Source organism: Bradyrhizobium shewense (genome assembly GCF_900094605.1).
Lineage (GTDB): Bacteria > Pseudomonadota > Alphaproteobacteria > Rhizobiales > Xanthobacteraceae > Bradyrhizobium > Bradyrhizobium shewense.
This window is the reverse complement of record NZ_FMAI01000018.1, coordinates 1-10,953: the sequence shown is the minus strand read 5'-3', so window position 1 is coordinate 10,953 and position 10,953 is coordinate 1. Positions and strand designations below refer to the sequence as shown.

Genomic DNA, 10,953 nt, shown 5'->3' with positions numbered 1-10,953 from the left:
GGAAACGCCCGCGCAAGCGCTTGCGTACCTTTATGAGTGCGGCAACTCGCGAAGGAGTTCAATTCCGGATCAATACGGTCCCGGACTACTACTCACGGATGCGTGAGAGAATTATTCACTTCGGCCGGCGGCAGTTGTAGGCCTTGCGGAAGCCGGCTGCCTGGGCGTCGTCCTCCGAGCAGAACCAGCGGTCCGGCTTGGTGGTCGCCGGGTAGCTCGGGCAACCCCGCAAATGATAGATGCCGATGTTGCCGGTGACGCGTGCGCGCACCGCGAGCTTTCCCTTGATGCTGCAACTCGGTGGCATCGTCAGCTCCTCCGGGAACAGCACGGCCCGAATTTCCTTGTCGCGGTCCGGGCGGCAGGCGGCGCCCAGCAGTGCGCCGTCCTTCTTGCCCGCGCGGAAGTCTTGCGGTGCAACAAAACAGCCCTTCCAGATCCCGGCGGCGGCTGACTTGGCCTCGGCCACGGCCGGCTTGACGTTCGCCTTGATCGGCTCCCGCGCGACGGCAAAGCCGAGCTTGACCAGCTGTTCGTTCAAGCTGGTCTTGTCGCCCTCGGCCGTGCAGATCGCCCGGTGCCGTTTGCCAAAACTCTTCTCCGGCCCGACATCGTCACAGCGCACGGAGCGCTTGTTGATCAGCTTCGCCAGCTGGTCGCGAGCCTCGATGCCGCAGGTCCAGGAATCGGCGTGGTCGTCGATGCAGACCTGGTCCAGTTCGGGCGCGTCGACGCCGTCGAGCCGGTAGGTGACGTCGCCAAGCTGGATGGAGTTGCCGTCGCGGACTGTCGCGGCGGCGGTCAGCGCGGAAGCCGGCTCGGAAGACGCCAGGACTCCGGACAAGGCGAAAAACAAAACGAGCGCAAAAGCGCGGGCGGCGGCAAAGACATTTCGGAAGGACATACGGTCTCGCTATCGATTGCTCGTGCGCCTGTTCCTAGCATCCGGATGTGGCGATACCAATGGTCTGCACCCTGCGAAGTGCGACATTCCGGCCCCGCGGCTTTACTCCCCGCCCGCTCTGACCCTATCGTTCCCAGGCCTTGCAGATCGTGCAGGCCGAATCGCCCGGGAAGCGGCGAGGGCGGGAGGAAAAGGCTGCGATGAAAGACCCCGTGGACGTCCTGATCATCGGCGCCGGCGCTTCGGGCGCGGCGGTGGCGTGGTCGCTGGCCGAGACCAAGATGCACATTCTCTGCCTGGAGCAGGGCGGCTGGATGAACCCGGCGGAATATCCCAGCACCGGCCGGGACTGGGAGGCCAAGTTCTACGGCGAGTGGTCGTCGAGCCCGAACGTGCGCGGCCGTCCCGAGGACTATCCGATCAACGACGACAATTCGCCGATCAAGGTCGTGAACTACAATGCGGTCGGCGGCTCCACGGTGATGTACACCGCGCACTGGCCGCGGCTGCATCCCTCCGATTTCAAGGTGAGGACGCTGGACGGCGTCGCCGACGACTGGCCAATCGATTACGACACGCTGACCCCGTTCTTCGAAGAGAACGACCGGATCATGGGCACATCGGGCTTGTCGGGCGACCCACGGTCCCCGCTGACGCATCCGCCGATGCCGCAACAGCCGCTCGGATTGTCCGGCGCCATCATCGGCAAGGCCATGAACAAGCTCGGCTGGCACTGGTGGCCGTCGGACACGACGGTCGCGACGATGGATTATGAGGGCCGGGCGCGCTGCATCAATCTCGGCCACTGCACGCCGGCCTGCGCGCAGGGCGCGAAATCCTCCACCGACATCACCTATTGGCCGCAGGCGATCCGCGCCGGCGTCGAGCTGCGCACCCATTGCCGGGTGCGCGAGATCACCACCGACGAGAGCGGTATGGCTTCGGGCGTGGTCTATTACGACAAGGACGGCATCGAGCAGTTCCAGCCCGCGCATGTCGTCATCATCGCCTGCAACGGCGTCGGCACGCCGCGGCTATTGCTGAATTCGGCGTCCTCGCGCTTTCCGAACGGCCTTGCCAATTCGTCCGGCCTCGTCGGCAAGAATTTGATGTTCCATCCCTACGCGCAGATCTACGGCTATGTGAAGGAGCCGACCGATAGCAACCGCGCGCCGCCGACCTGCCTGTGGAGCAAGGAGTGGTACGACACGGACCCCTCGCGCGGCTTCGTGCGCGGCTATGGCGTTCAGTTCGTGCGCGGGGCCGGACCGGTGTTCGAGGCTGTCGTCAGCGAGCAAAAGGGCATTCTGCCCTGGGGCGAGGATCATCACCGCGTCTTCCGCAAGCTGAACGGCCATCGGCTCGGATTTTCCGCGATCTGTGAGGATCTGCCGGAGGAGCATAATCGCGTCACGCTCGATCCCGTCCTGAAAGACAGTCACGGCATTCCCGCGCCGAAGATCGACTACACGATCAGCGAGAACAGCCGGAAGATGATGGAGCATGCGCTGGCGCGCGGCCGGGAGGTTTTGGAGACCGCGGGCGCCACCGATATCTGCATCAACTCGCCGATCCCCTGGGGCGGTTGGCACCTGCTCGGCACCGCGCGGATGGGCACCGACCCTGAAAGCTCCGTGGTCAATGAATGGGGCCGCACGCACGACGTCAAGAATCTCTTCATCGTCGACGGCAGCATCTTCGTCACGTCGGGCGGCGTGAACCCGACCTCCACCATCCAGGCCCTCGCGCTCTACATCGCCGACCAGATGAAGCAGCGCCTCGCCAATTTGTTTGATTAAGGCCGCCATGTCCGCAGACAATCTTACGCGCACCCAACGCGACGACCTCCGCAGCATCGCCGCGATGATCGTTCCCGCCAGCGACGAGTACAAGGTGCCCGGCGCCGACGATCCCGCGATCCAGGCAGATATGCTCGCAACGCTTGGCCGCGATACCAAATTGGTCGCGGCCGCGCTGGATGATCTGGCGCGGCTGTCAGGAGCGCCGCTCGCCGAGCTTGATGCCACCAGGCGCGATGCGGTGGCGCAGGAGTTTCGCAAGCACGGCGGCGTCGCCGCCGCGACGCTCGTCCGCGTCGTGCTGCAATGCTACTACCGCGACGACCGCGTGCTGGGTTCGCTGGGGATCGAACTGCGGGCGCCATTCCCGAAGGGCCATGTGCTTCCGGATGGAGACTGGTCGCTGCTCGACCCGGTGAAGGCGAGGGCCGGTACGCTCAGGCGGGCGCCCTAGCCATCTGGGCAGTCCAGCCCTGCGCGCCCGGCTGGCACCTTGCGCGGCCGGTCACAGGCCACCATCTGTGTGAGCCTTCAAGGACTCTTGCCATGCTGGATTTCACCTCAGATATCGTCGATGACGCCGCGTCATCGCGAACGACAGCATCTGCGCCGGCCGATGACCGGGCGTTGCTGGACGCCTATTCCAATGCCGTGATCGATGTGACCGACCGGGTCGGCCCCGCGGTCGTGCGTGTCGAGACCGGGCCAAAAGTGCCGAACGGCCGTGAGCGCGGCGGGCTCGGCTCGGGCATCGTGATCTCGCCTGATGGCCTCGTCCTCACCAACAGCCACGTGGTCGGCACGTCGAAGGAGATCCGGCTGCGCGACGTCGAGGGCCATGTCGGCGAAGCCCAGGTGCTCGGCGTCGATCCCGATACCGACCTTGCGCTGCTGCGCGCCAACGGCGTGCGCCATTTGCCCTATGCCGCGCTCGGCAACTCCAAGACGCTGCGCCGCGGCCAGCTCGTGATCGCGATCGGAAATCCGCTCGGTTTCGAATCGACTGTGACTGCCGGCGTGGTCTCGGCGCTCGGCCGCTCGATCCGCTCGGTCAGCGGCCGCACCATCGAGGACGTGATCCAGACCGACGCCGCGCTCAACCCCGGCAACTCCGGCGGGCCGCTGCTGTCGTCGAATGCCGAGGTGATCGGCATCAACACCGCCATCATCAACGGCGCCCAAGGCATCTGCTTCGCGGTCGCCAGCAACACCGCGCAATTCGTGTTGTCGGAGATCATCCGTCACGGCTATGTCCGCCGGGCCTATATCGGCGTCGCCGGGCAGACCGCGCCGGTCCCGCGGCGGCACGCGGTGCTGGCCGGCATCGAAAACAAGATGGGCGCGCTGCTCGCGCAGATCGAGCCGGATGGTCCGGCGGCGAAGGCGGGCCTGTTGCCCGGCGACGTCGTGATCAGGCTCGACGGCGTCGAGATCAACGGTGTCGACGATCTGATCCGCGTGCTCGACCGCGACCGGATCGGCCGGCGGCTCGCGATGGACGTGCTGCGGCTCGGCCGCCTGCGGGCGATCGATATCGACCCGATCGAGCGCAAGCCGCAGCGCTAGCGCGGGACGGGCGAGGCGGGGTATGACGGTGTCATGCCTCGCCTTCGGAAACCCGCCGCATGATGCCGGCACACGAGACCTACGACGTCATTGTCATCGGCGCCGGTGCCGGTGGCATGACGGCGGCGGCCGTGGCCGCTGCGCAAGGCCTGCGCGTGCTGGTGATCGAGAAGACCGCGTTCGTCGGCGGCACCACCGCCTGGTCTGGCGGCATGGTCTGGATCCCCGCCAATGCCAGGATGAAAGAGGCCGGGCTCTCCGACAGCGTCGCGGATGCGGTCCAATATCTGTCGAGCACGGTGCCCCAGCTCGCCAATGCCGGCCTGCGCGCCGCCTTCCTCGCGCGCGGGCCCGAGGCGATCGCCTATCTCGAAGCCAACACGGAAGTTCGCCTCCAGCCGGTGAAGGCCTGTCCGGATTGTTATCCGGAGCGGCTGGGCGCAACCGCTGGCGGCCGCGTGCTGGAGCCGGTCGGTTTCGATGGCAGGCGGCTGGGCGAAGCTTTTGAGCGATTGCGGCCGCCGCTGCCGGAGTTCACGCTGTTCGGCGGGATGATGATCGATCCTCTCGACGTTCCGCATTTGCTCAGTGTTGGAAAATCGCTGCGCTCGACCCTGCGAGCGGCGCGGTTGGTTTCCGCGTATGCGTTGCAACGGCTGCGCAGTCCGCGTGGAACGTCGCTGCATCTCGGCAACGCACTTGCCGCGCAGCTCTATGCTTCGCTGCTGGCGCGGCAGGTCGAAGTTCTCTTCAGCGCCGATGTCGCGGACCTCTCGATTCAGGGTGATCGCGTCAGCGGCGTGGTGATCCGTCATGGCTCCCGCGACCGGCCGATCGCAGCGCGCCGCGGCGTGGTGCTGGCGACGGGCGGCTTTTCGCACGATGCGTGCTTGCGCAAGCGCTTCCTCCCGGCGGCGGCCGGATTTGTCTCGGCAGCCAACCCTTCCAGCACCGGCGACGGATTTCGGCTCGCGGCAACGACAGGTGCCGCGCTCAATACGGACGCGACCAGCCCGGCCTATTGGGTGCCGGCCTCGCTGTTCCGCCGCGCCGACGGTAGCCGCGGCGTGTTCCCGCACACGGTGACCGACCGCGCCAAGCCCGGTGTGATCACTGTCAACGCAGCGGGCCGGCGTTTCGTCAACGAGGCGCTGTCCCACCACGAGTTTGTGCTCGCCATGCTCCGTCATGGCGATGGCGATCCGGACCGGCCGTTCTATTTGATTTGCGATCGCCGGTTCCTGTGGACCTACGGCCTCGGCCGCATCAAGCCGTTCACGCGCAGCTATCGGCGCTATGTGGCGAGCGGCGAGCTGGTCGAGGCTCCTGACATTGCGCAGCTTGCGGCGAGGATCGGCGTCAAGCCGACGGTGCTGGCGGCGACGATCGCGAGCTACAACGAAGGCGCAAGGGAGGGCCGCGATGGCGAATTCGGCCGCGGCAGCACTATCTACCAGCGCCATCTCGGCGATGCCGCTCACAAGCCCAATCCCTGCGTTGCGCCGATCGTCGGTGCCCCGTTGTTCGCGATGCGCATCTATCCGGCTGATCTCGGCACCGCGATTGGTATGAAGGTCGATGCGCAGGCCCGCGTGCTGCGCGCGGACGGCGCGCCGATCGCGGGGCTCTATGCCTGCGGCAATGACATGGGCTCGATCATGAACGGCAATTATCCGGCGCCGGGGATCACGTTAGGGCCGGCGCTGACGTTCGGATACATCGCGGGGCGGCATCTGGCGGAGGGAAGCGTGGTGACGACACTCGGAGCTGCAAAGGCATCCGTCTGATCGGGGCCCCGCTGCATCCGCGTCATTGCGGGCGCAGCGAAGCAATCCAGAATCCTTCCGCGGTGACAGTCTGGATTGCTTCGTCGCAAGGGCTCCTCGCAATGACGGGGAGAAGCTCGCGTTAACCTCTACTCCGCCGCCGCCGCAAAACGGCTGTTCTCCAGCTCCGCCTCCAGCCGCGCCGTCTCGGCCGCCGCCAGCTTGATATTGGCCTCCTTGACGTGGCCGAAGCCTCGGATGGTCTCCGGCACCCTGGCGAGCCTTGCCAGCAGCGGGATCTGCTCCGCTTTCAGGCCCGCGATCCGCTGATCGATCATGCCGAGATAATCCGCGACCAGCTTGCGCTCGGTGCGGCGCTCTTCGGTGCGGCCGAACGGATCGAAGGCGCCGCCGCGCAGGAACTTGAGCTTGGCGAGAACGCGGAAGGCATGGATCATCCAGCCGCCGAACTCCTGCTTCTGCAGCCGGCCCGTCGTCTTGTCGCGTTGTGCGAAGATGGGTGGCGCCAAATGGTATTTCAGGGTGAAGTCGCCGTCGAATTTCTCCGAGACCTTCTTCGCGAAGCTGCCGTCGGTGTAGAGCCGGGCGACCTCGTACTCATCCTTGTAGGACATCAGCTTGAACAGGTTCTTCGCGACGGCCTCGGTCAGCTCGGTTGACGCGGGAGAGGCGGAGGTTTCCGCCTTGCGTACCTTGGCGACGGCCGCGAGATAGCGGTCGGCATAGGCCTTGTCCTGATAGCTGGTCAAAAACTCCATGCGGGTCGCGATGATGTCGTCGAGCGACTTCGTCGGTGCCGCCGCCCGGCTCTTGAACTGGAGCACGCTGCGCACCCGCGACATGTCGTGGGCGGCCAAGCGGCCCCAGGTGAAGGCGAGCTTGTTCATCTCGATCGCGGCGCCGTTGATTTCGATGGCGCGCAGCAGCGCTTCCAGCGACAGCGGGATCGCGCCCTTCTGGAAGGCGAAGCCGAGCATGAAGGGATTGGTGGCGATGCTGTCGCCCATCAGCGCAGCGGCTATGCCTGTGGCATCGATAATATCGAGGTTCTTGTCTCCGACGGCGTCGCGCAGCACGGTCTGCATCGTGCCCATCTCGAAGTCGAGATCGGGGTTTTGCACGAAGCTCGCGGTCGGCTGCAAATCGGCGTTGATGTAGGCTTTGGTCACGCCACGTTCGGCGCGGCTGAGCGCGGTGGGGCCGGCCGAGACGATCATGTCGCAGCCGAGGATGACGTCGGCGCCGCCGGTGGTGATGCGGACCGCGGAGATGTCTTCAGGCCTCCGTGCGATGCGGACATGGCTCATCACGGCACCGTTCTTTTGCGACAGGCCGGTGAAGTCGAGCGCCGAGCAGCCGCGGCCGTCGACATGGGCCGCCATGCCGAGCAGGGCGCCGATGGTTATGACGCCGGTGCCGCCGATGCCGGTGACGAGGATGTTGTAGGGCGCGTCCAGCTCGCGCGCGGGCGGCAGCGGCAGGTCGGCGAAGAGCTGGCCTGAATCGACGGCCGAAGTCTTCATGCGCTTCAGCGAGCCGCCATGGACGGTCACGAAACTTGGGCAGAAACCCTCGACGCAGGAAAAGTCCTTATTGCAGTTAGACTGGTCGATCTGGCGCTTGCGGCCGAACTCGGTCTCGAGCGGTTGCACCGAGACGCAGTTAGAGGCCTGCGAACAGTCGCCGCAGCCTTCGCAGACCAGCTCATTGATGAAGGCGCGCTTGGCGGGATCGGGATAGAGCCCGCGCTTGCGGCGGCGGCGCTTTTCCGCGGCGCAGGTCTGGTCGTAGATGATGACGGTGAGACCCTTGATGTCGCGCAGCTCGCGCTGGACAGCATCGAGCTCGCGGCGATGATGGATGGTCGCGCCTTGCGGGAAGTAGTTTCCTTGCGGGTACTTGCCCGGATCGTCCGAGACGATTGCCAGGCGCTTGACGCCCTCGGCCCAGACCTGATGCGCGATCTGCGCGACATTGAAGGCGCCTTCGGCGGGCTGGCCGCCGGTCATCGCGACGGCGTCGTTGTAGAGGATCTTGTAGGTGATGTTGATGCCGGCGGCCGATGCCGCGCGAAGGGCGAGAAGCCCGGAATGCGTATAGGTGCCGTCGCCAAGATTCTGGAAGATGTGCGTCTCGGTGGTGAAGGGCGATTGCCCGATCCAGTTCACGCCCTCGGCGCCCATATGCGAGATCAGATCGGTGCGGCGGGTCGGCATGCTCAGGGCCATGCCGTGGCAGCCGATGCCGGCCATGGCGCGGCTGCCTTCGGGCACGCGGGTCGAGGTGTTGTGCGGGCAGCCCGAGCAGAAGAACGGCGTGCGCGCGAGCTTGATCTGGGTGCTGGCGGTGACCGGATTGTCGAAGGCCTCCAGCCGCGCCAGGCGCTGCTCCAGCACCGGGCTATGATGGCCGAGCTTGCGCAAGCGTGCCACCAGCGCGGCGGCAACGATGGTCGGCGTCAGTTCGCCTTCGCTCGGCAACAGCGGCGCGCCGCGCTCGTCGCGCTTGCCTGTGATCGTCGGGCGCCTGGAGGCATCGATGTTGTAGAGGATGCGCATCAGCTGGTCTTCGATGAAGCCACGCTTCTCCTCGACCACGAGAATATCCTGAAGGCCTTCTGCGAAGCGCTTCGCGCCACTTTCCTCCAGCGGCCAGGTCAGCGCGACCTTGTAGATGCGCAAGCCGAGATCCTGCGCGTCTTTGTCGGTAATCCCTAAGTCGGCGAGGGCCTGGCGCAGATCGAGATAGGCCTTGCCGGTCGCGACAATGCCGAGCCGCGCCGGCTTGGAATCGAGCACGATGCGGTCGAGCTGGTTGGCGCGGGCGAAGGCCTGCACTGCGGCCATCTTCGGGCCGAACAGACGCCTCTCTGCATCCAGCGGCGGATCGGGCCAGCGGATGTTGAGGCCGCCGGGCGGCATCTCGAAATCCTCGGGCAGCACGATCTTGATGCGTTCAGGGTCGCTGTCGATCGACGCCGAGCTTTCCACGGTCTCGCTGATCGCCTTGAATCCGACCCAGCAGCCGGAGAAGCGCGACAGCGCGAAACCGTAGAGGCCGAGATCGAGGTAGTCCTGCAGCGTCGCCGGATTGATCACGGGGATCAGCGCCGCTGCGAACACCTGCTCGCTCTGATGCGCCAGCGTCGAGGACTGGCAGCCGTGGTCGTCGCCGGCCAGCGCAAGCACGCCACCGTTGAGCGAGGTGCCGGCGGCGTTGGCATGCTTGAGCGCATCGACCGAGCGGTCGACGCCGGGGCCCTTGCCGTACCAGATGCCAAATACGCCATCGACCTTGGCGCCCGGAAACAAGCCGACCTGCTGGCTGCCCCAGACCGCAGTCGCCGCCAGATCCTCGTTCAGGCCTGGGACGAAGGCTATGTCGTGCTGCGCAAGGTGTGACTTCGCGCGCCACAGCGCGTGGTCGTACATGCCGAGCGGGGAACCGCGATAGCCGGAGATGAAGCCACCGGTGTTGAGGCCCTGGAGCCGGTCGCGTTCGCGCTGCAACATGGGCAATCGAACCAGGGCCTGTGTGCCGGACAGGAAGATCCGCTTCGATTCGAGCCGGTATTTATCGTCCAGCTCGACCTGCAACAGCGTCATTTCGGGGGTCCTTGTTGTCCTGGTCCGGCGAGGGATTTTGCGCCGCGGGAGGTTTGCGGCTTTGCGAAGCGGGAGATCGCAGTCAAGAGCATGGGCCGGCGAAGTCAATATCGCTGGCCGCATCCGTGGCGCTCCTGCTAGTCATGGCTTCCAGTGGAGAACATCATGGCTGCAAGCGCATTCGACACCGAGATCACGGCGACGGCCGAGGCCCTGATTGGACCGTGGCGCCAGCCTCGTCAGATGCTGCAAGCGCAAACCTACGACGCGCACGCGTCCATTCACGACGACGCCACCGCGCAGAAGCTCGGCTTCAAGGGCGGTACCATCGAAGGCCCGACGCATTTCAGCCAGTTCGCTCCGCTTGGCGCGCAGCTGTGGGGACGCGCCTGGTTCGAGACCGGCTGCCTGTCCGCGCATTATCGCAGCGTCTGCTATGAGGGTGAGGAGGTGCAGGCGATCCTGTCGAAGCCACTGCCCGGGACGCGCCAGTGCCAGATCCAGATGGTCAAGCGCGATGGCACGGAGGTGCTGCGCGGCACGGCCTCCGTCGGTGAACCGCACGCAGCGACTGCGCTGGAGGCGCGCCTCGCCGAGCTCAAGCCGCTTGCCGATCCCGTGATCCTGCGCGACGTCAAGGTGGCGCAGACGGGCAAGCGGCAGACGGTCCGCATGGCGTTCGATCAGATCATGGGCGACCTCTATCCTTTCTCGCTGCGGCAGAAGCTCGCCGTCATCACCGAAAACTCGCCATACTATTCGGGCGCCGACAACCCCTGGGGCAGACCGATCATCCCGATGGAGATGCTGAGCGTGCTGTTCCAGTATCGCTCGAAGGACGATCCGCTGCCGGCCAAGGGGCCGGCCGTCGGCTTGTTCGCCGACCAAGAGATCCGGCTGATCAAGGGCCCGCTCTTCGTCGACGAGGACTACGAAGTCGAGCGCGAGGTGGTGGCGCTTTCCGGCAGCCGCCGCACCGAAAGCGCGTGGGCCAGGACGCGTGTGTTCGACAAGGCGAATACGGTGGTCGCCACCATGCTGCTGAACATGGCAACGATGAAGGACTCCTATGCGCCGTACGCGGAAGAGTATCGGCAGCTGTATGGGGCGTAGGAGCGATGGCTGCACCCTCTCCCCTTGTGGGCCTGTTGCGTAATCCGCCAGTTGTGATTCCCTAGGGCAAAGCCTTGGAGGTATCGATGGCGGTGAAGCGGACAGGACAGCCGAGCTTTGTGGAAGCGCTGATGCCGAAGGGCGCCGGCGCCAATGCGGCGCTGGATCGGTTGGCTGGC

General features: G+C 65.7%; 7 protein-coding genes. 5 read left to right on the top strand and 2 right to left on the bottom strand.

Annotated features, from left to right (window positions below):
* Positions 1-115: 115 nt before the first annotated feature.
* Positions 116-904, bottom strand: a complete 789-nt coding sequence (locus tag GA0061098_RS28690) for a thermonuclease family protein (protein WP_091964599.1) — start codon at positions 902-904, stop codon at positions 116-118.
* A 200-nt stretch (positions 905-1,104) separates the two neighbouring features.
* Between GA0061098_RS28690 and GA0061098_RS28685 the strand changes: the two genes are divergently transcribed.
* From GA0061098_RS28685 to GA0061098_RS28670, 4 genes are all read left to right on the top strand, one after another.
* Entirely contained in the window at positions 1,105-2,703 is a 1,599-nt protein-coding gene (locus GA0061098_RS28685) for a GMC family oxidoreductase (protein ID WP_091964834.1), read from the top strand.
* Between the two features lie 7 nt (positions 2,704-2,710).
* On the top strand, positions 2,711-3,157 hold the full coding sequence (locus GA0061098_RS28680) for a hypothetical protein (protein WP_091964597.1): 447 nt from the start codon (positions 2,711-2,713) through the stop codon (positions 3,155-3,157).
* Positions 3,158-3,249: 92 nt separating this feature from the next.
* A complete protein-coding gene (locus tag GA0061098_RS28675) occupies positions 3,250-4,269 on the top strand; it encodes a S1C family serine protease (protein ID WP_091964595.1) in 1,020 nt (339 codons plus the stop codon).
* Between the two features lie 59 nt (positions 4,270-4,328).
* Positions 4,329-6,056: an FAD-dependent oxidoreductase gene (locus GA0061098_RS28670; protein ID WP_091964593.1), complete on the top strand. Its 1,728-nt coding sequence runs from the start codon at positions 4,329-4,331 to the stop codon at positions 6,054-6,056.
* Positions 6,057-6,184: 128 nt separating this feature from the next.
* On the opposite strand, the gene GA0061098_RS28665 is transcribed toward GA0061098_RS28670, so the two are convergent.
* Positions 6,185-9,661: an indolepyruvate ferredoxin oxidoreductase family protein gene (locus GA0061098_RS28665; RefSeq protein WP_091964591.1), complete on the bottom strand. Its 3,477-nt coding sequence runs from the start codon at positions 9,659-9,661 to the stop codon at positions 6,185-6,187.
* Between the two features lie 165 nt (positions 9,662-9,826).
* On the opposite strand from GA0061098_RS28665, the gene GA0061098_RS28660 reads away from it, so the two are divergent.
* A complete protein-coding gene (locus GA0061098_RS28660) occupies positions 9,827-10,774 on the top strand; it encodes a hypothetical protein (RefSeq protein WP_165637673.1) in 948 nt (315 codons plus the stop codon).
* Positions 10,775-10,953: the final 179 nt, after the last annotated feature.

Bases quoted from the DNA above. Each gene is read 5' to 3' on its own strand.
- GA0061098_RS28690 (WP_091964599.1), bottom strand. From the start codon at position 904: ATGTCCTTCCGAAATGTCTTTGCCGCCGCCCGCGCTTTTGCGCTCGTT.
- GA0061098_RS28685 (WP_091964834.1), top strand. From the start codon at position 1,105: ATGAAAGACCCCGTGGACGTCCTGATCATCGGCGCCGGCGCTTCGGGC.
- GA0061098_RS28680 (WP_091964597.1), top strand. From the start codon at position 2,711: ATGTCCGCAGACAATCTTACGCGCACCCAACGCGACGACCTCCGCAGC.
- GA0061098_RS28675 (WP_091964595.1), top strand. From the start codon at position 3,250: ATGCTGGATTTCACCTCAGATATCGTCGATGACGCCGCGTCATCGCGA.
- GA0061098_RS28670 (WP_091964593.1), top strand. From the start codon at position 4,329: ATGATGCCGGCACACGAGACCTACGACGTCATTGTCATCGGCGCCGGT.
- GA0061098_RS28665 (WP_091964591.1), bottom strand. From the start codon at position 9,661: ATGACGCTGTTGCAGGTCGAGCTGGACGATAAATACCGGCTCGAATCG.
- GA0061098_RS28660 (WP_165637673.1), top strand. From the start codon at position 9,827: ATGGCTGCAAGCGCATTCGACACCGAGATCACGGCGACGGCCGAGGCC.